Origin of the sequence: Bradyrhizobium sp. HKCCYLS2038 (assembly GCF_051167655.1) — a bacterium.
In the GTDB taxonomy this organism is placed as follows: domain Bacteria; phylum Pseudomonadota; class Alphaproteobacteria; order Rhizobiales; family Xanthobacteraceae; genus Bradyrhizobium.
Genome location: NZ_JBNPTM010000006.1, coordinates 169,036 through 191,091 on the forward strand (window position 1 = coordinate 169,036; position 22,056 = coordinate 191,091).

21 protein-coding genes are annotated in these 22,056 nt (G+C 66.0%); 11 read left to right on the forward strand and 10 right to left on the reverse strand.

Features of this window, described 5'->3' with window-relative positions:
- Positions 1–13: 13 nt before the first annotated feature.
- The 4 genes from ychF to ACQR1I_RS25965 form a co-directional block, all read right to left on the reverse strand.
- Positions 14–1,111 (reverse strand): redox-regulated ATPase YchF, encoded by a 1,098-nt coding sequence (ychF, locus tag ACQR1I_RS25950; protein ID WP_434869436.1) that lies wholly within the window; start codon positions 1,109–1,111, stop codon positions 14–16.
- A 41-nt stretch (positions 1,112–1,152) separates the two neighbouring features.
- The gene (gene pth, locus ACQR1I_RS25955) at positions 1,153–1,758 is read right to left on the reverse strand and encodes an aminoacyl-tRNA hydrolase (protein ID WP_434869435.1); all 606 of its coding nucleotides are present in this window, start codon (positions 1,756–1,758) and stop codon (positions 1,153–1,155) included.
- A 72-nt stretch (positions 1,759–1,830) separates the two neighbouring features.
- Complete coding sequence (locus ACQR1I_RS25960) at positions 1,831–2,535, reverse strand: 50S ribosomal protein L25/general stress protein Ctc (protein ID WP_434869434.1); 705 nt, start codon at positions 2,533–2,535, stop codon at positions 1,831–1,833.
- 196 nt (positions 2,536–2,731) lie between these two features.
- Complete coding sequence (locus ACQR1I_RS25965; protein WP_434869433.1) at positions 2,732–3,022, reverse strand: accessory factor UbiK family protein; 291 nt, start codon at positions 3,020–3,022, stop codon at positions 2,732–2,734.
- 245 nt (positions 3,023–3,267) lie between these two features.
- On the opposite strand from ACQR1I_RS25965, the gene lgt reads away from it, so the two are divergent.
- From lgt to ACQR1I_RS25995, 6 genes are all read left to right on the forward strand, one after another.
- The gene (gene lgt, locus ACQR1I_RS25970) at positions 3,268–4,125 is read left to right on the forward strand and encodes a prolipoprotein diacylglyceryl transferase (protein ID WP_434869432.1); all 858 of its coding nucleotides are present in this window, start codon (positions 3,268–3,270) and stop codon (positions 4,123–4,125) included.
- Entirely contained in the window at positions 4,122–5,249 is a 1,128-nt protein-coding gene (locus ACQR1I_RS25975) for a class I SAM-dependent methyltransferase (RefSeq protein WP_434869431.1), read from the forward strand. The genes lgt and ACQR1I_RS25975 overlap by 4 nt, the downstream gene beginning before the upstream one ends.
- A gap of 20 nt (positions 5,250–5,269) precedes the next feature.
- Positions 5,270–6,016, forward strand: a complete 747-nt coding sequence (pgeF, locus tag ACQR1I_RS25980) for a peptidoglycan editing factor PgeF (RefSeq protein WP_434869554.1) — start codon at positions 5,270–5,272, stop codon at positions 6,014–6,016.
- 126 nt (positions 6,017–6,142) lie between these two features.
- A complete protein-coding gene (locus ACQR1I_RS25985; protein WP_434869430.1) occupies positions 6,143–6,793 on the forward strand; it encodes a hypothetical protein in 651 nt (216 codons plus the stop codon).
- A gap of 165 nt (positions 6,794–6,958) precedes the next feature.
- Positions 6,959–7,912: a ribose-phosphate pyrophosphokinase gene (locus ACQR1I_RS25990; RefSeq protein WP_434869429.1), complete on the forward strand. Its 954-nt coding sequence runs from the start codon at positions 6,959–6,961 to the stop codon at positions 7,910–7,912.
- Between the two features lie 865 nt (positions 7,913–8,777).
- Entirely contained in the window at positions 8,778–9,023 is a 246-nt protein-coding gene (locus tag ACQR1I_RS25995; RefSeq protein ID WP_434869428.1) for a hypothetical protein, read from the forward strand.
- Positions 9,024–9,078: 55 nt separating this feature from the next.
- Here ACQR1I_RS25995 and ACQR1I_RS26000 read toward each other — a convergent pair whose 3' ends face one another.
- On the reverse strand, positions 9,079–9,546 hold the full coding sequence (locus ACQR1I_RS26000; RefSeq protein WP_434869427.1) for a hypothetical protein: 468 nt from the start codon (positions 9,544–9,546) through the stop codon (positions 9,079–9,081).
- Positions 9,547–9,953: 407 nt separating this feature from the next.
- Between ACQR1I_RS26000 and ACQR1I_RS26005 the strand changes: the two genes are divergently transcribed.
- The 5 genes from ACQR1I_RS26005 (at position 9,954) to ACQR1I_RS26025 (ending at position 15,791) form a co-directional block, all read left to right on the forward strand.
- The gene (locus ACQR1I_RS26005; RefSeq protein ID WP_434869426.1) at positions 9,954–11,186 is read left to right on the forward strand and encodes a benzoate/H(+) symporter BenE family transporter; all 1,233 of its coding nucleotides are present in this window, start codon (positions 9,954–9,956) and stop codon (positions 11,184–11,186) included.
- A 137-nt stretch (positions 11,187–11,323) separates the two neighbouring features.
- Complete coding sequence (locus ACQR1I_RS26010) at positions 11,324–12,643, forward strand: ABC transporter substrate-binding protein (RefSeq protein ID WP_434869425.1); 1,320 nt, start codon at positions 11,324–11,326, stop codon at positions 12,641–12,643.
- Positions 12,640–13,575, forward strand: a complete 936-nt coding sequence (locus tag ACQR1I_RS26015) for a carbohydrate ABC transporter permease (RefSeq protein WP_434869424.1) — start codon at positions 12,640–12,642, stop codon at positions 13,573–13,575. Before ACQR1I_RS26010 ends, ACQR1I_RS26015 begins: the two co-directional genes overlap by 4 nt.
- Positions 13,572–14,396, forward strand: a complete 825-nt coding sequence (locus tag ACQR1I_RS26020) for a carbohydrate ABC transporter permease (protein WP_434869423.1) — start codon at positions 13,572–13,574, stop codon at positions 14,394–14,396. The genes ACQR1I_RS26015 and ACQR1I_RS26020 overlap by 4 nt, the downstream gene beginning before the upstream one ends.
- 300 nt (positions 14,397–14,696) lie before the next feature.
- Positions 14,697–15,791 (forward strand): HWE histidine kinase domain-containing protein, encoded by a 1,095-nt coding sequence (locus tag ACQR1I_RS26025; RefSeq protein WP_434869422.1) that lies wholly within the window; start codon positions 14,697–14,699, stop codon positions 15,789–15,791.
- A 6-nt stretch (positions 15,792–15,797) separates the two neighbouring features.
- Here the strand turns inward: ACQR1I_RS26025 and ACQR1I_RS26030 are convergent, their stop codons facing one another.
- The 5 genes from ACQR1I_RS26030 to ACQR1I_RS26050 all read right to left on the reverse strand — a co-directional run bounded on the left by ACQR1I_RS26030 (position 15,798) and on the right by ACQR1I_RS26050 (position 21,964).
- Positions 15,798–16,613 (reverse strand): XdhC family protein, encoded by an 816-nt coding sequence (locus tag ACQR1I_RS26030; RefSeq protein WP_434869421.1) that lies wholly within the window; start codon positions 16,611–16,613, stop codon positions 15,798–15,800.
- Between the two features lie 40 nt (positions 16,614–16,653).
- A complete protein-coding gene (locus ACQR1I_RS26035) occupies positions 16,654–17,859 on the reverse strand; it encodes a vWA domain-containing protein (protein ID WP_434869420.1) in 1,206 nt (401 codons plus the stop codon).
- Entirely contained in the window at positions 17,856–18,725 is an 870-nt protein-coding gene (locus ACQR1I_RS26040) for an AAA family ATPase (protein WP_434869419.1), read from the reverse strand. Before ACQR1I_RS26040 ends, ACQR1I_RS26035 begins: the two co-directional genes overlap by 4 nt.
- Before the next feature lie 321 nt (positions 18,726–19,046).
- The gene (locus ACQR1I_RS26045; RefSeq protein ID WP_434869418.1) at positions 19,047–21,467 is read right to left on the reverse strand and encodes an aerobic carbon-monoxide dehydrogenase large subunit; all 2,421 of its coding nucleotides are present in this window, start codon (positions 21,465–21,467) and stop codon (positions 19,047–19,049) included.
- Positions 21,464–21,964: a (2Fe-2S)-binding protein gene (locus tag ACQR1I_RS26050; protein WP_434869417.1), complete on the reverse strand. Its 501-nt coding sequence runs from the start codon at positions 21,962–21,964 to the stop codon at positions 21,464–21,466. Before ACQR1I_RS26050 ends, ACQR1I_RS26045 begins: the two co-directional genes overlap by 4 nt.
- Positions 21,965–22,056: the final 92 nt, after the last annotated feature.

Consider the following 22,056-nt stretch of genomic DNA (forward strand, 5'->3'; position numbering starts at 1 on the left):
CCACACCATCGCATCAGTTGTTGAAGCGGAAGTGCATCACGTCGCCATCGGCGACGACATACTCCTTGCCCTCGAGCCGGAGCTTGCCGCCCTCGCGCGCCCCGGCCTCGCCGCCGAGTGCGACGTAGTCGGCATAGGCGATGGTCTCGGCGCGGATGAAGCCCTTCTCGAAGTCGGTGTGGATCACGCCGGCGGCCGCCGGAGCCTTGGTGCCGCGATGGATGGTCCAGGCACGGGCTTCCTTCGGACCGACGGTAAAATAGGTGATCAGGTCGAGCAGCTGATAGCCGGCGCGGATCAGCCGATCGAGGCCGGCCTCTTCGAGGCCGAGCGTCTCGAGGAAATCCACCCGCTCCTCACGCGACAACGTCGCGATCTCCGATTCGATCTTGGCGGAGATCACCACCGCGATCGCGCCCTCTTCCTTGGCGCGGGCAAACACCGCCTGCGAGAAGCTGTTGCCGTCCTTCGCCGAGCCTTCCTCGACATTGCACACATAGAGCACCGGCTTCGAGCTCAGGAGGCCGAGCATGCCGAAGGCGCGCTCCTCCTCCGGCTTGCGCTCCAGGAGCCGCGCCGGCTTGCCGTCGCGCAGCAGCACCAGTGCGCGGGCGACGAGATCGTGCTGCTCCTTGGCGTCCTTGTCGCCGCCCTTGGCCTTCTTGGCGAGGTTGTCGACGCGCTTTTCGAGGCTGTCGAGATCAGCGAGCATCAGCTCGGTCTCGATGGTCTCGATGTCGGCAAGCGGGGCGATCTTGCCCTCGACATGGGTGATGTCGGAATCCTCGAAGCAGCGCACGACATGCGCGATCGCGTCGACCTCGCGGATATTGGCGAGGAACTGGTTGCCGAGCCCTTCCCCCTTCGAGGCGCCGCGCACGAGGCCGGCGATGTCGACGAAGGTCAGCCGCGTCGGGATGATCTGGCCGGACTTGGCAATCGCCGCCAGCTTCTCCAGCCGCGGATCGGGCACGGCGACCTCACCGACATTCGGCTCGATCGTGCAGAACGGATAGTTCGCCGCCTGCGCGGCCGCCGTCTCCGTCAGCGCATTGAACAGCGTCGATTTGCCGACGTTCGGCAGCCCGACGATCCCGCATTTGAATCCCATGACCCGTCTCGCATCCTCTCAAGGCAACAACCGCGCGCGCCTCACGCGGCGCCGGCGTCACCCTTGTCCAGAAAACCTTTGGCCTGCAGCGCCAGATGCACCTTGTTGGCGAAGGTGGCGTCGCGCTTGCCGGTCAACAAACCGGCATTGTCGGCCACCGCCTCGCACAGCGCCTCGACCCAGGGCATGTCGGACTTGGCGAAGTCCGACAGCACGTGGCCGTGCACCAGCTCCTTGACGCCGGGATGACCGATGCCGAGCCGGACACGGCGGTAGTCGTTGCCGAGATGCGCCGAGATCGAGCGCAGCCCGTTATGCCCGGCGATGCCACCGCCGACCTTCACGCGCAGCTTGCCGGGGGGCAATTCCAGCTCGTCCTGAAACACGGTGACGTCGCCGATGCCGAGCTTGAAGAAGCTCGCGGCTTCCTGCACCGCTCGGCCCGACTCGTTCATGAAAGTCGTGGGCTTCAGCAGGATGACGCGCTCGTTGTCCAGCGTGCCTTCCGAGGTTTCGCCCTGAAACCTGCGGCGCCACGGCGCAAAGCGGTGGCGTCGCGAAATCTCATCCACGGCCATGAAGCCGATATTGTGCCGGTTGCGCGCATATTTCGCGCCGGGATTGCCGAGACCGACGAACAGCAGCATGGCGCGGCACCGGGACCTGCCGTCGCTCCGGGACGCGCGGGACCAGCCCGCGCGCCCCGACAGCGGATCGGCTTACTTCTTCTTCTCGGGGGCCTTGGCCGCGGCAGCAGGAGCCTTCGCGGCGGCGGCGGGCGCCTTGGCACCGGCGGCCGGAGCGGCAGCAGCAGCAGGAGCCGCGGCGGCGCCAGCGGCGGCCTTCTGCTCCTCGCCGTAGCCGGACGGCGGCACGATGGTGACGAGGGTGGCGTCGTCACGCGACAGCGTCTTCACGCCGGTCGGCAGCTTGACGTCGGAGATGTGCAGCGAGTGGTTGATTTCCAGCGCGCTGACGTCGGCCTCGATGAACTGCGGGATGTTCTCAGCCAGGCACTCGAGGTCGAGCGTGTGGGTCACGATGTTGACCGTGCCGCCACGCTTCACGCCCGGCGCGCCTTCCGAGCCCACCACGTGCAGCGGCACGCTGACGCGAATGGTCGCGCCCTGGCCGAGCCGCATGAAGTCGACGTGGATCGGGAAGTCCTTGACCGGATCGAGATGGAAGTCGCGCGGGATCACGCGATGCTTCTTGCCGTCGAGGCTGACGTCGAAGATCGTGGTCAGAAACCGGCCCGCCAGGATGCGCTGGCGCAGTTCGCGGTCGTCCACCGAGATCGGCAGCGGGGGCTGGTTGTCTCCATAAATCACTCCGGGCACTCTCCCGGCGCGACGCTCTGCCCGTGCGGCCCCCTTGCCGACTGACGGACGGGCGGTCGCCTTCAGTTCTCTGACGGTCGCCATCGTGTTAAGTCCTTGTTTTAAAAAGTTAAAGGCCGCAATGCGGCCCGTTGCTGGACGTCCTTCGGCAAGCCTCCAGGGGTGCGGGGGCCGCGGACGTGGCGGCGTTCTAGCGGCAAACCCGGGAAATGACAAGGAAATGAAGGGACCGACGGCCCCTTCATCCCACCAACTCTCCGAAGGTATTTCGCGCGCGGGGTCAGCCGTCCGCGGTGCCGGTCCCCGGCTGACCGCCGGCGGCGCCGCCGAGCTTGGCCTCGAGCACGGCGATGCGGGCCTTCAGCGCCTCGTTCTCCTCGCGGGCGAGCCGGGCCATGTCCTTGACCGCCTCGAACTCCTCGCGCTTCACGATGTCGAGGTCGTTCAGGATCTTTTCGGCCTGGTTGCGGATGACCGAATCGACCTCCCGCTTCATGCCCTGGGCGGCGCCGGCCGCGTCGTTCATCAGGCGGCCGATCTCGTCGAAAAACCGGTTGTTGGTCTGGGTCATGCTCAAACTCCGCTGGCGCGACGCGCTCGATCACACAATGGCGATCCGGCCCGCCGGCTTCAAGATGGGCTCGTCTTGTCACGCGGCGGTTTCCTTGTCATCGTACTTGTGAGGCAGCCGCGCCGTGCGGCATAAGCGGCCCAGATCGACGGCGCGCCGCAGCTGTTCATGTGGCGGGCCCGTTCGAAGCCCGCATCGCCCGCGTGAGTCCCGAGCCGGAACGCCGTGCCCACGAAAGCCCCTGAATGACGCCCCTCCTCGTCGACTTCCCCGTCTTCGATCCGGTCGCGGTCCAGATCGGCCCGTTCGCCGTCCGCTGGTACGCGCTGGCCTATATCTGCGGCATCGTGCTCGGCTGGCTCTATGCCCGCTCGCTCCTGAAGAAGGAGCGGCTGTGGGGAGGCCCGGCGCCGGTGTCGCTGGTCCAGCTGGACGACTTCATCCTGTGGGTCACGCTCGGCATCATCGTGGGCGGCCGCACCGGCTACGTGCTGTTCTACAACCTTCCGCACTTCATCAAGGACCCGCTGGATATCTTCCAGCTGTGGAACGGCGGCATGTCGTTCCATGGCGGCTTCATGGGCTGCGTGGTCGCCGTGATCTGGTTTGCCCGCCGCAACGGCCTGCCGATCCTCTCGCTCGGCGACATCACCACCGCGGTCGCGCCGATCGGCCTGCTGCTCGGCCGCATCGCCAATTTCATCAAACCCGAATTGTGGGGCCGGGCGGCTGATCCGGATCTGCCCTGGTCCATGGTTTTTCCGACCGATCCCACCCATCTGCCGCGTCACCCGAGCCAGCTCTATGAGGCCGGCCTCGAGGGCCTGCTGCTGTTCTGCATCCTGGCTGCCATGATCCGGTTCGGGGCATTGAAACGGCCCGGCTTCATCCTCGGCAGCTTCATCTGCCTGTATGGCACAGCCCGCATCATCAGTGAGCTGTTCCGCGAACCGGATCCGCAACTCGGTTTCCTGTGGCGCGGCATGACCATGGGCATGCTGCTGTCGGTGCCGATGCTGATCGTCGGCGCCATCCTGGTCGCCCGGGCGCTGCGCAAGCCTGACATCCATCACGCCACTCCTTCGCTGCAGGCCCAGCCGTGATCGAACTGTCTGCGCTGCACTCCGAGATCAAGCGGCTGATCAGGGCGTCCGGTCCGATGCCGGTCTGGCGCTACATGGAGCTGTGCCTCACGCACCCCGAGCACGGCTACTACATCGCGCGCGATCCGCTCGGGCGCGAGGGCGACTTCACCACCGCGCCGGAGGTAAGCCAGATGTTCGGCGAGCTGCTCGGGCTGTGGGCGGCCTCGATCTGGAAGGCGACCGGTTCGCCGCAGCAGTTCCGGCTGATCGAGCTCGGGCCCGGCCGCGGCACCATGATGTCGGATGCATTGCGCGCGTTGCGCGTGCTGCCACCGCTGTACCAGACGATCTCGGTGCACCTGGTCGAGATCAACCCGGTGCTGCGCGACAAACAGAAACAGACGCTGACCGGCCTGCGCAATGTCACATGGCACGACAGCTTCGACGAGGTGCCGGAAGGGCCGAGCGTCATCTTCGCCAACGAGTATTTCGACGTGCTGCCGGTCCACCAGATGCTGAGGCGGGACACCGGCTGGCACGAGCGCGTGGTCGAGCTCGACGAGGAGGAGAACTTCGTCTACGGCGCGGCGCCGGATCCGACCCCCGGCTTCGAACATCTGCTGCCGCCGCTGGTGCGCGCCGCTCCCGTCGGCGCGATCTTCGAGTGGCGCCCCAACACCGAGATGATGGCGATCGCCAAGCGCATCCGCGAGCAGCGCGGCGCAGCGGTCATCATCGACTACGGCCATGTCCGCAGCGACGTCGGCGACACCTTCCAGGCGATCGCGCGGCACAGCTTCGCCGATCCCCTGAAGACACCGGGGCTGGCCGACATCACGGCGCATGTCGATTTCGACGCGCTGTCGCGGACGGCCGACGCCGTCGGCGCCCGCGTCCACGGCCCGGTCACACAGGGCGAATTCCTGCGCCGGCTCGGCATCGAGACGCGCGCACTGACCTTGATGCAGAAGGCGGCGCCCGAGGTCTCCGAGGACATTGCAAGCGGGCTGAAGCGCCTGATCGAAGGCGGCCGCAGCGGCATGGGATCGATGTTCAAGGTGCTCGGCATCTCCGATTCCGAAATTCCCGTGCTCGCCGGAATCAGCGACGAGCATACGAGCGCGACGAGCGGAGGCGCATGATGCTGGTGTCATCGGATGTGATGTCCGCGATCCCGGGTCTGCGCCATGCCTTCTTCACCCGGGAGGGCGGCGTCTCCGATGGCATCTATGCCGGGCTGAACGGCGGGCTGGGATCGAACGACGTGCCGGAGAACGTCCGGGAAAATCGCCGCCGCATGGCGGAGCATCTCGGCGTCGGGCCGCACCAGTTCCTCAGCGTGCATCAGATCCATTCGCCCGATGTCGTGGTGGCCACCGGTCCGTGGGACGGCGCCGTCAGGCCGAAGGCGGATGCGCTCGTCACCGCCACCCCCAATCTGGCGATCGGCGTCACCACGGCGGATTGCGGACCTATCCTGTTCGTCGATGCGCAGCGGCGCGTGATCGGCGCCGCGCATGCCGGCTGGAAGGGCGCGCTGACCGGCGTGCTCGAAGCCACGCTGCAGGCGATGGAGGAGCTCGGCGCCGAGCGCGGGCAGATCATCGCCGCCATCGGTCCACTGATCCGGCAATCGAGCTACGAGGTCGGGCCCGAGTTCGTCACCCGCTTCGTCGACCACGATGCCGAGCATGCGCGCTTCTTCCTGCCGGCCGAACGCCAGGGACACGCGATGTTCGACCTCGGCGGCTTCATCCGGATGCGGCTGGAAAGGGCCGGCGTCCTCCTGGTCGACGATCTCGGGCTCGACACCTATGCCGACGAGCGCTTCTTCAGTTACCGCCGCTCGGTGCACCGGAAAGAGCCGGACTACGGTCGGCATGTGCATGCGATCATGCTCGAGGGCTGAAGCGGGGCGCCATTGTGGCCGCATGGGGATTGCTTAACCGTTTCTCTACAACTGACGACGTTCTGTCCCGATCTGTGGCAGCCGCGACCTAGACGTTAATCGATTTTAACGATATCGCTCCCGACAATGAGGGGAGCGCCGACACCACTTCGACTGATCAGCCGCGCCACGCAGCACGCCTGCGTTGCCGCCGCGCTGATCCTGTCTGCAGCCATGCTGGGCGGATGCGCCAGCAGCGGCAGCGGCGGCCCCGCCAATGCCTATGCCATGGCGCCGTCGTCCGACGGCGCGACCATCGCCTTCGAACAGATCGACGGCCCGCCGCCGCAGATCTTCGATCGCATGGTGAGCGTGCTCGACAGCGAATCCAAGCTGCGCAGCCTCGCCATCGTGTCGCGCGAAGCGCCGGCCGCCTACCGCGTCCGCACCTACCTCTCGGCGCAGGTCGTCGGCGGCAAGAGCGTGATCGCCTGGGTGTTCGATGTCTATGACCGCAATCAGCAGCGCGCGCTGCGCCTGTCGGGCGAAGAGCCGATCGGACGCGGCGGCCGCGATCCCTGGAATGCCGTCGACGATATGGTTCTGCGAAAGATCGCGCAGGCGGGATTCAGCGGTCTCTCCAACATGCTGAACGGCACGCCCGCCGGCACCACGCCCCCCGCAGCGCCGGCCACGCGGGGCCCTGCGATTGCAGCCGCCGAGCCTGCATCGCCCAAATCTGCATCTGACATGTCCGACGGCAGCAGCGTCGCCGCCCTCGGCTACACCGACCATTAGGCAAAGCGGCGTATTTTGCGCCGTTTTTTGACCGGGAAAACAGCTGCAGCGGGTTGCCAGCCGCTTGGTGTCCTTGATATCACCTCGCCCGTACAAAACCGCCGGTTCCACGGATAGTCCGATATGCTGAACAAGGTCTCCAGCGACCCGCGAGGAGAATTCACGATGTCGGCCAAGAACGGCTCCATCAAACTCGTCGCCGGCAACTCCAATCCGGCTCTCGCCGCCGGCATCGCCGCCGAGCTCGGCCTGCCGCTGACCAAGGCCGTGGTCAGGCGCTTCGCCGACATGGAGATCTTCGTCGAGATCCAGGAGAACGTGCGCGGCTCCGACGTCTTCATCATCCAGTCGACGTCCTATCCGGCGAACGACCTCCTGATGGAGCTCCTGATCATCACCGATGCGCTGCGCCGCTCCTCGGCGCGCCGCATCACCGCCGTGGTTCCGTATTTCGGCTACGCCCGGCAGGATCGCAAGTCGGGCTCGCGGACGCCGATCTCGGCCAAGCTGGTCGCCAACCTGATCACCCATGCCGGCGTCGACCGCGTCATGACGCTCGACCTGCATGCCGGTCAGATCCAGGGCTTCTTCGACATCCCGACCGACAACCTGTTTGCCTCGCCGCTGATGGTGCGCGACATCAAGGAGCGGTTCGATCTCTCCAATGTCATGGTGGTGTCGCCCGACGTCGGCGGCGTGGCGCGCGCCCGCGGCCTCGCCAAGCGCATCAACACGCCGCTCGCCATCGTCGACAAGCGCCGCGAGCGTCCCGGCGAATCCGAGGTCATGAACGTGATCGGCGAGGTCTCGGGCCATACCTGCATCCTGATCGACGACATCGTCGATTCCGGCGGCACGCTGGTCAACGCGGCGGATGCGCTGCTCAAATACGGCGCCAAGGACGTCTACGCCTACATCACCCATGGCGTGCTCTCCGGCGGCGCCGCAGCCCGCATCAGCTCGTCGCGGCTGAAGGAGCTCGTCATCACCGACTCCATCATGCCGACCGAAGCCGTCCGCAACGCGCCGAACATCCGTGCGCTGCCGATCGCCCCGCTGATCGCCGAAGCCATCGGACGGACGGCCGCGGAAGAGTCGGTGTCGAGCCTGTTCGACTGAGGCTGGTCCAACGGCGGTCTTGTGCCGCGACCAGGCATCTCTTCGAAGAGGCGAGCCTCAAGGCACGTCTGAGAAGTCCTCGGAAAGTCACTCCAGCCACCACTGTCATTCCCCGCGAAAGCGGGGAATCCAGTACGCCGCGGCCTCTCGATTCATCACGACCATCTCCCTTTACTGGATCGCCCGGTCAAGCCGGGCGATGACGACTGAGTGTGTGGCGAGCAAGTCGTCGCTTGGCTCGCAATGACGCCCGAGCTGTCTTTCATCGCAACGTTGTCTAGCAGCATGTGGAGATGCGTCTCCGCGATCTCGCGATGCGATTTGCATCCGAGCTGTGCCAATCGTTTCGCCCTTCACAATGAAGGGCGCAGGGAAGGCCGGGCGCTGGCCGCGCCCGTGGCCCGCCTGCGAAAAAAATGCAGGCGGCAGAACCACAGGTCTGGCCGAGAACGCCCGGCCCTCCCTGCGCGATGGTTTTGACGGCTGCTTCGCGCTCTCCCCGGTGCACCGGCTTTTGGCCACCGTTGCCTGCGCGACGCCTGAGCATCGGCGCAAGCGTGATACCAGCGTCGGGGTATCAGGACCGCGCGACTTGACCGTGCGTGCCGGATCGTTCGTCGGCGCAAACTGAATCACGCTGCGACCCCACACGCCCACCGCATTCCGCTGCCGACGTCCATGACGACCGCGATACGTCCCCTCCGACGCAACGGAACGAGCGGGACCATAATGCTGAATTGACGAAATCTCCAAGGGAATTATTTTTATCCGAAGGGCTGGACAAGATCTGCGACGGTTGAGCTGATTTGCCCGGCGGGCATGGATCATTTAAATATCTGGATCGCACGCGTTGCGGAGATGAACGATGAGATATCCCGACGGGCAAACGATCACGCTGGGAGATCGGGTCCGCCTCGGCATGGATGACGGCGGCCTCGTCGTCGCACACATCGATGCGAACGAATACAGCGCCGACTATCCGCGAGCGGAATGGGCGTATCTCGGGAAAGGTGCTCTCGTTGCGTTTCCAACTTACGGACTGATCCACTATGAGGTGGCAGATCCAGATCTCGAGCTGGTTTCACGCGCGTCGCCGCCCGCTTCGGCTTGACGTCGCGAAAACATCGGCCTGCGATACCGCAAAACCGGACTACATCGATTCCGTTTCATCCCTCCAGCCGCTCGGCACGACCAAACTCCAGGCGCAACAGCCTCTCCATCGCCACGCTCATGTTTGGAACGACGGTCCCGTAGGCGAAGCGGCTGAGTGAGCCGAACATGCCGCGCGGATATTCGCCGGCCTGATACACAGCCCTGACATTTGGCCCGAGCCGACCGAGAGCCACCTCGATCACGTCCAGTCGGTTCGCCTGCAGTGGGAAGGCTGCGGAGACCAGTGAGGACAGGATGCTCTCGATCATGGCGCCCTCACGCACGAGGAGCTCACTCACGTCGGACACGTTCTGCGAGACGTCTTCGGCCGTGTCATCGCGGACCTGGAGAAGCACATGACAGACCATCGACCGCTCGAGCGGCGGCATGGGCACATTGCCTTGCGCGATCGTGTGCAGCGCCTCCTTGGTCAAGAAGTCCCCAAAAACGGCGCGGAGGCGTTTTCTCATGAACCAGTTCATGATCGATCATACCGTTGATCGGCCTTGAAAGGTGAATCGAATCCGGCGCTCTCTCGATCGTCATTCCGGGGCGCGCGGAGCGACGAAGTCGCGTGAGCGCGAGCCCGGAATCCATATCCACGATCGCTCGCGGTGAATCGAGATATCTGAACGCCGCGAGTGTCATCTCCAAAATGACTGCCTGTGGTGATGGATTCCGGGCTCATTCGCGTTCACGCAATGGCTTTGCCATTTCGCGAACGCGAATGCCCCGGAATGACGCGCGGATGGATCGGCAGGCCCAACCGGACACTCGATCCGGTCGGCTCCCCGTCACCACCTCGCCTTGCACAGCTCGCCTCATTCGGCCACAACATCCCCCACACCGCCCGAGGACAACAACAAGAACACCACGAGCCCTGCCCGCCATGTTCAGCGCCATCGAACGCCCCGCGGGCACCCCGCCCGGCCTGCGCCAGATCGCCGATGATTTCGGTCCGCTCTATGCCTCGCACGGCTTCATCGGCTGGCTGTTCGCGATCACCGGGCCGGTCGCCATCATCCTGTCGGTCGGCGCCAATGGCGGGCTGTCGCAGGGCGAGATCGCGTCGTGGATCTTCGGGGTGTTCTTCATCAATGGGCTGATCACGATTCTGCTGTCGTGGCGCTATCGCGAGCCGCTGGTGCTGTTCTGGACCATTCCGGGGACCGTCCTCGTCGGGCAGTCGCTGACGCATCTGAGCTTCGCGCAGGTGGTGGGTGCGTTCTACGGCACGGCGCTGCTGATGCTGGTGCTCGGACTGTCCGGCTGGGTGAAGCGCGCGATGCAGCTGGTGCCGATGCCGATCGTGATGGGCATGGTTGCCGGCGTGTTCCTGCGCTTCGGGCTCGATCTGGTTCGCGCCGTGCTCGGCGAATTCGCCATTGCCGGGCCGATGGTCGCGGTGTGGCTGCTGCTGACCGCGCTTCCCGCGCTCGGGCGGCGCTGTCCGCCGATCATCGGCGCGCTGGCGATCGGCACGCTCGCCGCCATCATCTTCGGCAAATATGATCACGGCGCGTCGCTGCAGCTCGCGCTGATCACCCCGGTGATCCCGACTCCGTCCTGGTCGCTCGCGGCCCTGATCGAGCTCGTGGTGCCGCTCGCGGTCACCGTGCTGGTGGTGCAGAACGGCCAAGGCTTCGCCGTGCTCACCGCAGCCGGCCATAAGCCGCCGGTCAACCTGGTCACCGTCGCCTGCGGCATCGGCTCGGCCTTATCAGCGGTCGTCGGCGGAGTCTCGACCTGCCTCACCGGGCCGACCAACGCCATCGTCGTCTCCGGCGGCGAGCCGAAGCGCCATTATACCGCAGCGATGGTCGTCGGCCTGCTCGCGCTCGGCTTCGGCCTGCTGGCGCCGACCTTCACGACGCTGCTGCTCATCGCGCCGAAATCGCTGATCACGACGCTCGCCGGCGTCGCCATGCTGCGCGTGCTGCAGACGGCGTTCGTCACCGCGTTCAAGACGCGATTCTCGCTCGGCGCGCTGGTCGCCTTCCTCGTCACCGTCGCCGACGTGCCGCTGCTCAACATCGGCGCCGCATTCTGGGGCCTCGTCGCGGGGTTTGCGATCTCGTGGCTGCTGGAGCGGGCGGATTTTGCGGCAGCGTCCAGCGCCTGAGCAGGTTGCCGCAGCGCACCACGCCGTGTCGCCGCATCCCCAGCCGAACGGACAACGCCCTGTTGCAGCGCCGCTGGATCGCGCTACACTTCCAGAACAAGAACAATGCACTCTGAATTGATCCTGGGAGGATACGAATGACTGCGATCACGCGCCGCAACATGCTTGCGGGAACGGCAGCAGCAGGCGCGCTGGCGCTCACCGGCCAGCCGGCCTGGTCGGAGCCGCAGTGGAAGAAATATGCCGGCACCAAGCTCGAGGTGATCCTGGCCAAGGGGCCGCGCGGCGACAATCTTCAGAAGAACATCAAGGAATTCACCGCGCTGACCGGCATCGAGGTGGAATCCGAGCAGATCCCCGAGCAGCAGCAGCGGCAGAAGGTGGTGATCGAGCTGTCATCGGGCAAGCCGAGCTTCGACGTGGTGCATCTCAGCTATCACGTGCAGAAGCGGCAGTTCGAGAAGGCCGGCTGGCTCACCGACATCACCGACTTCATGAAGGATCCGAACCTGACGGCGCCGGACCTCATGGCGAGCGATTTCTCCGCCGCCGGCCGCACTTACGCCAGCAACGACAAGGGCCGCATGTTCTCGCTGCCGTGGTCGGTCGACTACTTCATCCTCTACTACAACAAGGAGCTGTTCGCGAAGAAGGGCGTCGAGGTGCCGAAGACGCTCGACGAGATGGTCATTGCGGCGCAGAAGCTCACCGACCCCAAGGACGGCACCTTCGGCTTCGTCGGCCGTGGCCTGCGCAACGCCAACATGACGTTGTGGACGAACTTCTTCCTCAACTATGGCGGCGAGTTCCTCGACGCCAAGGGCAACATCCTGACCGACGGTCCCGAGGCCGTCGAGGCCACCAAGATGTACCAGAAGCTGCTGACGACCTACGCGCCGCCCGGCGTGGCCGGCTTCAACTGGATGGAGTCGATGGCTTCGTTCACGCAAGGCCGGTCGGCGATGTGGATCGACGGCGTCGGCTGGGCGCCGCCGCTGGAGGACCCCAATGCCTCGCGCGTCGTCGGCAAAGTCGGTTACACCATGGTGCCGGCCGGTCCCAAGGGGCAGTATTCGGCGACCTATGGCGACGGCGTCGGCATTCCCGCGGCGTGCAAGAACAAGGAGGCCGCCTGGCTGTTGTGCCAGTGGATGGTCTCGAAGGCGCAGGGCGCCCGCCTGGTGCAGGCCGGCGGCGGCGTGCCGTTCCGCAACTCCGTGCTCAACGACGCCGAGGTCCAGGGCGGCGTCAAGATGCCGAAGGAATGGCTGCAGTCGGCGATCGATTCCGGCAAGATCTCGAAGCTCGGCTTGCCCGTGATCATCCCGGTGGCCGAATTCCGCGATCTCGTCGGCGCGGCGCTGACCGCCACGCTGTCGGGCGCCGATCCGGCCACCGAGCTGAAGAAGGCGCACGAGCAGTTCCGCCCGATCCTGGAGCGCAGCGAAAAAGCGTGAGCACGATTGTCGAACAGGCTGGCGCAGCAGCGGACGCTGCTGCGCCGGAGCGTGCATTGCGGCCGCCATCCTATTGGCCGTTCGTGATTCCGGCGCTGGTCACCGTGCTGGCGGTGATCATCTTTCCCTGGCTGTTCACGATCTGGATGAGCTTCCAGGAGTGGAAGGTCGGCTCGCCCACGACCTTCGTCGGGCTGTCGAACTATCTGCGGCTGCCGGCCGATCCGCGCTTCGTCGAGGCGGTCGGGCATACGCTGTCCTACACCGCGCTGTCGGTGCTGCTGCCGCTCGTGCTCGGCACCCTGGCCGCAGTCGTCTTCCATGCCCGCTTCCCCGGGCGCGGCCTGCTGCGCGCGCTGTTCATCATGCCGATGATGGCGACGCCGGTGGCGATCGCGCTGGTGTGGACGATGATGTTCCACCCTCAGCTCGGCATTCTGAACTACCTGTTGTCGCTGGTCGGGCTGCCGCCGCAGCTCTGGGTGTTCCACCCGGGCACCGTGATCCCCTCGCTGGTGCTGGTCGAGACCTGGCAATGGACGCCGCTGGTCATGCTGATCGTGCTCGGCGGCATCGCCTCACTGCCGACCGAGCCGTATGAGAGCGCGCAGATCGACGGCGCCTCGACCTGGCAGATGTTCCGCTACATCACTTTGCCCCTGATCATGCCGTTCCTGTTCATCGCCGCGATGATCCGCGGCATCGACGCGGTGAAGAGTTTCGACATCATCTTCGCGATCACCCAAGGCGGCCCCGGCTCGGCGTCGGAGACCATCAACCTCTACCTCTACAGCGTCGCCTTCGTGTATTACGACCTCGGCTATGCCTCGGCGATCGCGGTGATCTTCTTCGCGCTGATCGTCGCGCTGACCGCGCTGCTCCTGGTGCTGCGCCGGCGCGCGCAGTGGAATGCGCTGGGGAGCGAGACATGAGCGTGAACACAATTCTCGGCCGGCTCGGGCTGGCGCTCGGCGTCTTCCTCATCGTCTCGCCGGCGATCCTGTTTTTCCTCTGGATGATCTCGCTGTCGGTCAAGCTCGAGGTCGACAACGCCGCCTATCCGCCGGTGTTCTGGCCGGAGCATTTCGCCTGGAAGAATTACACCGACGTGCTGTCGTCGAACCGCTTCTTCACCTACTTCAAGAACAGCCTGCTGGTGACCGGCGGCGCGACGGCGCTCGCGATGCTGGTCGGCGTGCCCGCCGGCTATGGCATCGCGCGGATGGCCGCGCACAAATCGGCGATCGTGATCCTGATCGCGCGCATCACGCCCGGCCTGTCCTATCTGATTCCGCTGTTCCTGCTGTTCCAGTGGCTCGGCCTGCTCGGCACGCTGTGGCCGCAGATCATCATCCACCTCGTCGTGACCGTGCCGATCGTGATCTGGATCATGATCGGCTATTTCGAGACGACGCCGATCGAGCTCGAGGAGGCCGCGCGCATCGACGGCGCGACGCGCTGGCAGGTCTTCCGCCACGTGGCATTGCCGGTGGCCAAGCCCGGCCTCGCGGTGGCCTTCATCCTCGCGGTCATCTTCTCGTGGAATAATTTCGTGTTCGGCATCGTGCTGGCCGGCCGTGAGACACGCACGCTGCCGGTTGCCGTCTACAACATGATCTCGTTCGACCAGCTGAGCTGGGGCCCGCTCGCCGCGGCGGCGCTGATCGTGACGCTGCCGGTGCTGCTGCTGACGGTGTTTGCGCAGCAGCAGATCGTGGCCGGCTTGACCGCGGGCGCCGTGAAAGGCGGCTGACGTCGTGGCGATTTCGGCGTTTTGTTCGGTATAATGCATTCCAGTATAACCTGCAGCGGAATGCCAGATTTGCCTTGGTCAAGCCACAGTCTGCCCCTTGGTTACCTGCATGGAACCGGGATTCGCCTCCGTCGCAAAAGCGGGCCAGCAATCGCTTGAAACGGTTCCATCTCGTGTCCGTGCCGGCTTCGTCTCAGCCGAATTCCACTACACCGCACGATCGCCCGGCCCGGATTGGCGCCCGGCCGGGTTCGTCGTGCACCCCTGTCACCGGCTGAACGCCCGACCGACGAAGGCTTCATGACGTCCGATCGCGATCCCTCCGCGCCCGACCGCATGACTGCCGTGTTGCAGACGGAGCTGCTCGACTCGCCGCCGGAGCCGGGCTTCGACCGCGTCACGCGGCTGACGTCGCGGCTGCTGCAGGCACCGGCCTCGATCATTGCGCTGGTCGATCGCGACCGGCAATTCTTCAAGAGCTCGGTCGGGCTCTGCGAGCCGTGGGCCTCGCTGCGCGAGACGCCGCTCAGCCACTCGTTCTGCCAGCAGGTCGTGATCACGGCCGAGCCGCTGGTCGTCAACGACGCCAACCAGCTGCCGCTGGTGCGCGACAGTCTGTCGACCGCCAGCCTCTGCGTCATCGCCTATCTCGGCGTTCCGCTGCGGCTGCCCAGCGGCGAGGTCATCGGCGCGCTCTGCGCGATCGACTATGTGCCTCGGACATGGACCGACGACGACATCGCCCAGCTCACCGAGCTCAGCGAGATCGTGATGGACGAGATCGCGCTCCGCACCGAGAACGCGCGGCGACGCACGATCGAGCAGCACCAGCGCGTGCTGGTTCACGAGCTCAATCACCGCGTCAAGAACACGCTGGCGCTGGTCGACAGCGTCATCGCGCTCAGCATCCGTGCCGATGCCGGCCTCGCCGAGTTCGGCGAGGTGCTGCGCGGCCGCATCGCCGCGCTCACCCGCAGCCACGCGCTGGCGCTGGATCGCGGCCGCGAGGCGATCGCGCTCGACGAGCTGGTCCGCGCCGAGCTGGCCCCGCTGCAACCCGACCGCGTCGCCGTCGATGGTCCCGCCGTGCAGCTCGCGCCGGGCGTCGCGCTGTATCTGTCGATGGGCCTGCACGAGCTCGTCACCAACGCGGTGAAATATGGCGCGCTGTCGACCGATGACGGCCGGGTGGCGCTGAGCTGGACGCATGCTGACGACCGGCTGCGGCTGTCCTGGCACGAGAACGGCGGCCCGCCGGTCACGCCCCCGACGCGCAACGGCTTCGGCTCGCTGCTGTTCGAGCGCATCCTCGGCGCCGCGCTGAAGGGCGAGGTAACGCGCGACTTCGCCACCGACGGCCTCAAGGTGGGGTTCGACCTGCCGGTGGCGTCGTGACGGATCTCAGCCGCGCTGGCCGCGCCGGCGGGTCAAGGTGATCTCGGCGAGGATCGACATCGCAATCTCCTCCGGCGTGATGGCGCCGAGATCGAGCCCGGCGGGCGCTTTAACTTTGTCGAGCAGCGCCGCGTCGATACCGTCCTTGATCAGCTTCTCGCGCAGGCTGTCCATCTTGCGGCGGCTGCCGACGAAGGCGTGGTAGGCGGCATCGCATGACAGCGCGGCGCGCAACGCCGCCTCGTCGCCCTTGCCCTGCGTCGACACCACGATGAAGCGGCGGCCGCCGGCGAGATCGTCCAGCGAGAAACCGTCGATGACGCGATCCGCCTCCGGCGTGCCGACGACATCGGCTGATGGTGCGGCGAGCGTCACGTGATAGCCGAGCGGCCGCGCCTGCGCAGCAAGTGCGAGCGCCACCGGACTCGCGCCGAGAACGACCAGCGCGGGATGCGGCAGCACCGGCTCGACGAAGATGTCCATCGTGCCCTTGCTCGGGCACATGTTGGCGGCGAAGCGCACGCCCTCCTTGGTCTCGCCCGGACTGACGCCGAGCTCGGCGAGCAGATTGTCCGGCTGCACCGAGACCATGCGCGGCACACCGTCGCCGAGCGCCTCGCGTGCGGCTTTCAACACCGCGCCACGCGCGCAGCCGCCGCCGATCCAGCCGGCGACGATGGTGCCGTCGGGACGGATGATCGCCTTGGCGCCGGCCTTGGCCGCCGTCACCGACACGGTGCGGACGACCGTGGCGAGCACGAAGCTCTCGTCCCTGGCCTTGAGCTGCGCGGCGAGATCGAGCAATTCGACAGACGCGGTCATCGGCTGATCCCTCTTGGTGGCTCACTTGGCGGCATGACCATCACAGCCTCGCCAGATACGGCTCGAGCGCCGCGAGCGAGCTCAGGGTATGCGCGGGCGCATAGAGATCGACATGCGGCAGTGCCGCCTTGATGCCGCGCGCCTCCGGCGCGTAGCCGTCCCAGCCGAGCATCGGATTGAGCCAGACGATGCGGCGGCAGCGGCGCGACAGCTGCGCCATCTCCCGGCCAAGCAGCGCGGGATCGCCGGTGTCGTAACCGTCGGAGACGATCATCACGCAGGTGCGCGAATGAATGACGCGCGCGGCGTGCCATCGATTGAAGGTCTGCAGGCTCTCGCCGATCCGCGTGCCGCCACCTGCCCCCTGCGCCATCATCGAGAGCCGGTCGAGCGCGCGCGCCGCGTCGCGCTCCTTCATCGCGTCGGAGACGTAGGCGAGCCTTGTATGAAACAAGAACGCCTCGGCCTCGCGGAATGCGTCGAGCACGCCGTGAATGAAGCGCAGGAACACCGCGGTGTAGGCGCTCATCGAACCCGACGCGTCGAGCAGCACCACCAGCCGCAGCGGCTTCACCTTGCGGCGGCGATGCACCAGCGCGATCGGTACGCCGCCATGGCTGATGTTGCGGTGGATGGTGCGGCGAAGGTCGAGCCTCCAGCCCTTGCGCCTGATCTGATCACGCCGCGTCAACCGCGTCCGCATCACCTTAGCCAGCCGCGCCGCCGCCTCATGCGCGAGCGCGACCTGGTCGGGATCGGCGAGCTTGCGGAAGTCGGTATCGCCGATCGATTCCATGCGCGAGGCGCCTTCGCGCACGCCCTCGCCGCCGGCGTCATCAGGTTTCTCGTCGGAGATGATTTGATCGGTCGCACCCTGAGGACCGCGCTGGCCAGCGCCCGCGTCCTGCAGGCTCTTCAGCGACGGGCTGTTGGCGGCCGGCGCAGCGCCGGAGACGAGTGAGCGCGAGCGCACGCGCTTGCCGAGCCAGAACGCATCGAACAAGCCGTCGAAGCGGTCCCACTCGCTCTTGCGCGCCGAGAACAGATGCTTGAACGCCGAACGCAACAGACCGGGCGTGCCGGCATAGCCTGCGGCCATGACAGCGGCGGCGTCCTGCCCTTCCGGCAGGCCGATCGCAAAGCCGTTGTCGCGCAGCGTGCGCAGGAAGGCGCCGAGCCGGCCAGCCACGAACTGCGCCGCCGCGTTCAGATCCTCATGGTCCGGCGTGGCGCCACAGCAGCTCATACGACCCTCCCCAGCAATCGCGCCGCGACCTCGCGTGTGATCCGCGAGCGGTCCTCGTGGGTCTTGAGCAGGCACATCAGCGTGTCATGCACGACCTCCGGCTGGTCCCTGAGATCGCGCACGTCGAGCCCGACCAGCGCCGCCGCCCAGTCGAGCGTCTCGGCAACGCCGGGCAGCTTACGCAGCTCCTCCTTGCGCAGGCTTTCCACCAGCCGCGCAATCTGCAAAGCGAGCGACGCGGACGCGCCGTCGATCCGCGCCAGGATGATGCGGGCCTCGCGGTCGACGTCGGGATAGTCGACGTAATGATACAGGCAGCGCCGGCGCAGCGCGTCCGACAGCTCGCGGGTGCCGTTGGAGGTCAGCACCACATGCGGAATGCTGGCGGCCTTGATGGTGCCGAGCTCGGGGATCGAGACCTGGAAGTCCGACAACAGCTCCAGCAGGAACGCCTCGAACTCGTCGTCGGCGCGGTCGATCTCGTCGATCAGCAGCACCGGCGGCGTGGCGCGGCGGATCGCCGCCAGCAGGGGACGCTCCAGCAGATATTTTTCGGAGAAGATCTGGTCCTCGATCGTATCGGGCTGGCCACGATGCGCCTCGATCGCCAGCAGTTGGCACTGGTAGTTCCACTCGTACAGCGCAGCGCTCTGGTCGAGGCCTTCATAGCATTGCAGGCGGATCAGCTCGGTGCCGTGCACCGCCGCCAGCACCTTCGCCACCTCGGTCTTGCCGACGCCGGCCTCGCCCTCCAGCAGCAGCGGCCGCTTCAACAGCCGCATCAGCGCAATCGCCGTCGCCAGCTCGCCATCGGCGATGTAGCCGCAGGCGGCGAGGGATTGGGCGATGTCGTCGCGGATTGTCATCGTAACGTTTGTGCCTCTCGGGACGGCCAACGCTTTGTCGTCTTAAGGAGCACTGGTCTCTCCACACACACTTCCCGTGCGGCTGCCCCTCACCCCGACCCTCTCCCCGTGAAGAACGGGGAGAGGGAGCGCACCGTCGGTGCCGCGATTTCGTTTGCCGCTATATCGTACGCGTCCTCCGCGTCATTGCGAGCGAAGCGAAGCAATCCAGGGGCTCGGGTGGGACTCTGTATTGCTTCCGCCGTCGCCCTTCGGGCTATGGCGGACAAGTCGTCGCTTCGCTCCTCGCAAGGACGCCGGTGATGTTGGCTTCGCTCGCGCCTACGCCACCGCTCCCAGTTTCTTCGCCGCCTGCCAGTTGCGCCAGAAGTCGTGGGGCATCTGGATGTGCGTCGCGCCCAGGAATGAGAACGCGTCGTTGACCGCGTTGGAGAACGCCGGCACGCCGCCGACATTGGGGCTTTCGCCGACGCCCTTGGCGCCGATCGGGTGATGCGGCGAGGGCGTCACCGTGAAGTCGGTCTCCCAATGCGGCGTCTCGACCGCGGTCGGCATGAAGAAGTCCATGAACGAGCCGGTGACGACGTTGCCCTCGGCATCGTAGCGGATCTCCTGGCCCATCGCGATGGCGAAGGCCTCGGTGAGGCCGCCATGGATCTGGCCCTCGATGATCATCGGGTTGATGCGGGTGCCGCAATCATCGAGCGCGTAGAAGCGCCGGACCTTGTACACGCCGGTGTCGACGTCGATGTCCATCACGCAGAGATACGCGCCGAACGGATAGGTCATGTTGGGCGGATCGTAGTAGCTCACCGCTTCCAACCCCGGCTCCATGCCCGGCGGCACGGAGTTGTACGCCGCCCAGCAGATGTCCTTCATCGACATCGCCTTCTCCGGCAGGCCCTTGACCCGGAAGCCGTCGATGTCCCATTCGAGGTCGTCCTCATGGACCTCGAGCTTGTAGGCCGCGATCATCTGCGCCTTGGCCTTGATCTTGCGCGCCGCCATCGCGATGGCTGCACCCGCAACCGGCGTCGAGCGCGAGCCGTAGGTGCCGAGGCCGTAGGGCGCGGTGTCAGTGTTGCCCTCCTCGACCATGATATTGTCGGCGGGAATGCCGATCTCGCTGGCGATGATCTGCGCCCAAGTCGTCTCGTGGCCTTGGCCCTGGCTCTTGGAGCCGACGCGCGCGATGCCGGCCCCGGTCGGGTGCAGCCGGATCTCGCAGGAGTCGAACATCGCGATGCCGAGAATGTCGCAGTTCTTCGAAGGGCCGGCGCCGACGATCTCGGTGAAGAACGAGACGCCGATGCCCATGATCTCGCGTGTTTCGCCGCGCTTGAACGCTTCGCGCTTCTCGGCCTGCTCCTTGCGCAGACCCGCGTAGTCCACGGTCTCCATCATCTTGCGCATGGCGGTGTGATAGTCACCGGAATCGTATTCCCAGCCGAGCGCGGAGTGATAGGGAAACTGCTCCGGCTTGACGAAGTTCTTCAGGCGAAGCTCGGCCGGATCCATTCCCAGCTTCTGCGCCAGGATGTCCATGCCGCGCTCGATGCAATAGGCCGCCTCGGTGACGCGGAACGAGCAGCGATAGGCGACCCCGCCCGGCGCCTTGTTGGTGTAGACGCCGTCCACCGCGAGATGCGCGACCGGGAAGTCGTAGGAGCCGGTGACGATGTTGAAGAAGCCGGCCGGCCATTTCGACGGATCGGCGCAGGCATCGAAGCCGCCGTGGTCGGCCAGCACGTGCACGCGCAGGCCGGTGACCTTGCCGTCCTTGGTCGCCGCGATCTCGGTGGTCATGTGATAGTCGCGGGCGAACGACGTCGCCGTGAGGTTCTCGATGCGATCCTCGACCCATTTCACCGGCTTGCCGGTGACGATCGAGGCGACGGCCGCGCAGATATAGCCGGGATAGGCGCCGACCTTGTTGCCGAAGCCGCCGCCGATATCCGGCGCGATCACGTGGATCTTCTGCTCCGGCAGTTTTGCGATCAGCGACACCACGGTGCGGATGACATGCGGCGCCTGGAAGGTGCCCCAGATCGTCAGCTCACCCTTGATCTTGTCGAACGAGCACACGCACTGGCAGGTCTCGAGCGGCGACGGATGGGTGCGGTGATAGGAGATCATCTCCTTGATCGTCACATCCGCCTTCTTGAAGGCCGCGTCGGTCAGCTCCTTGTCGCCGACGGTCCATTCGAAGATGTGGTTGTGGTGCTTGCGCGGGCCGTGCGCGCCGGTGGTCTTACCGGCAAGATCCTCGCGCAGCACCGGCGCATCCGGGTCCATCGCCTTGAACGGATCGACCAGCACCGGCAGGGCCTCGTACTCGACCACGACCTTGGCGACGCCGTCATCGGCGGCGTAGCGGTCGGTGGCGACGACGAACGCGACCTCCTGGTTCTGGAACAGCACCTTGCCGTCGGCCAGCACCATCTGCACGTCGCCGGCGAGCGTCGGCATCCAGGCGAGGTTGACGGTCTTCAGCGTCTCCGCGGTGATGACCGCGAGCACGCCCGGCACCTTCAGCGCCTCCTCGGTATGGATCGCCTTGACGCGCGCATGCGCATGCGGCGAGCGCACGAAATCGCCATGCAGCATACCCGGCAACTTCACGTCGTCGACGTAGTTGCCCCGCCCTTGCGTGAAGCGGATGTCCTCGACGCGCTTGCGCCGGCAACCCATGCCTTCGAGGGCGGCTTCGCGTTGTTCCCGCGTGGGAGTGAGGTCATTCATTCCGCGGCCTCCTGGAATTCAACGCCATTGATCTTGGCGGCGGCGTATTGGATCGCCTTGACGATGTTCTGATAGCCGGTGCAGCGGCAGATGTTGCCGGAGATGCCGGCGCGGATCTCGGCCTCGGTCGGTGACGGATTCTCCTTCAGCAACCGATGCGCGCGCAGAATCATGCCGGGGGTGCAGAAGCCGCATTGCAGACCGTGCATCATGCGGAAGCCCTCCTGCAGCGGCGACAAGGTGCCGTCGGCATTGGCCATGCCCTCGATCGTGGTGATCTCGGCGCCATTGGCCTGCACCGCGAGCATGGTGCAGCTCTTCACGCTCATGCCGTCGATATCGACGGTGCAGGCGCCGCAATGGCTGGTCTCGCAGCCGATATGCGTGCCGGTGAGTTGCGCCTGCTCACGCAGGAAATGAACCAGAAGCGTGCGCGGCTCGGCGAGGCCCTCGACCTCGCTGCCGTTCACCTTCATCGTGATGTGGGTTTTGGGCATTCGGTGCTCCCTTGGAATTCTTTGAATCGTTTGCCGAGCTGCTAGCCGCGATCTCGGTGCGCTCCCTCGCCCCGTTCTTCACGGGGAGAGGG

Excerpts from the sequence above, each read along its gene's own strand:
- ACQR1I_RS26000 (WP_434869427.1), bottom strand. The coding sequence starts at position 9,546 with ATGAACTGGTTCATGAGAAAACGCCTCCGCGCCGTTTTTGGGGACTTC.
- ACQR1I_RS26020 (WP_434869423.1), top strand. The coding sequence starts at position 13,572 with ATGAGCGTGAACACAATTCTCGGCCGGCTCGGGCTGGCGCTCGGCGTC.
- ACQR1I_RS25990 (WP_434869429.1), top strand. The coding sequence starts at position 6,959 with ATGTCGGCCAAGAACGGCTCCATCAAACTCGTCGCCGGCAACTCCAAT.
- ACQR1I_RS26035 (WP_434869420.1), bottom strand. The coding sequence starts at position 17,859 with ATGAGCTGCTGTGGCGCCACGCCGGACCATGAGGATCTGAACGCGGCG.
- ACQR1I_RS26030 (WP_434869421.1), bottom strand. The coding sequence starts at position 16,613 with ATGACCGCGTCTGTCGAATTGCTCGATCTCGCCGCGCAGCTCAAGGCC.
- ychF (WP_434869436.1), bottom strand. The coding sequence starts at position 1,111 with ATGGGATTCAAATGCGGGATCGTCGGGCTGCCGAACGTCGGCAAATCG.
- ACQR1I_RS26005 (WP_434869426.1), top strand. The coding sequence starts at position 9,954 with ATGTTCAGCGCCATCGAACGCCCCGCGGGCACCCCGCCCGGCCTGCGC.
- ACQR1I_RS26010 (WP_434869425.1), top strand. The coding sequence starts at position 11,324 with ATGACTGCGATCACGCGCCGCAACATGCTTGCGGGAACGGCAGCAGCA.
- pth (WP_434869435.1), bottom strand. The coding sequence starts at position 1,758 with ATGCTGCTGTTCGTCGGTCTCGGCAATCCCGGCGCGAAATATGCGCGC.
- lgt (WP_434869432.1), top strand. The coding sequence starts at position 3,268 with ATGACGCCCCTCCTCGTCGACTTCCCCGTCTTCGATCCGGTCGCGGTC.
- ACQR1I_RS25965 (WP_434869433.1), bottom strand. The coding sequence starts at position 3,022 with ATGACCCAGACCAACAACCGGTTTTTCGACGAGATCGGCCGCCTGATG.
- pgeF (WP_434869554.1), top strand. The coding sequence starts at position 5,270 with ATGTCCGCGATCCCGGGTCTGCGCCATGCCTTCTTCACCCGGGAGGGC.
- ACQR1I_RS25995 (WP_434869428.1), top strand. The coding sequence starts at position 8,778 with ATGAGATATCCCGACGGGCAAACGATCACGCTGGGAGATCGGGTCCGC.
- ACQR1I_RS26040 (WP_434869419.1), bottom strand. The coding sequence starts at position 18,725 with ATGACAATCCGCGACGACATCGCCCAATCCCTCGCCGCCTGCGGCTAC.
- ACQR1I_RS25960 (WP_434869434.1), bottom strand. The coding sequence starts at position 2,535 with ATGGCGACCGTCAGAGAACTGAAGGCGACCGCCCGTCCGTCAGTCGGC.
- ACQR1I_RS26050 (WP_434869417.1), bottom strand. The coding sequence starts at position 21,964 with ATGCCCAAAACCCACATCACGATGAAGGTGAACGGCAGCGAGGTCGAG.
- ACQR1I_RS26045 (WP_434869418.1), bottom strand. The coding sequence starts at position 21,467 with ATGAATGACCTCACTCCCACGCGGGAACAACGCGAAGCCGCCCTCGAA.
- ACQR1I_RS25985 (WP_434869430.1), top strand. The coding sequence starts at position 6,143 with ATGAGGGGAGCGCCGACACCACTTCGACTGATCAGCCGCGCCACGCAG.
- ACQR1I_RS26025 (WP_434869422.1), top strand. The coding sequence starts at position 14,697 with ATGACGTCCGATCGCGATCCCTCCGCGCCCGACCGCATGACTGCCGTG.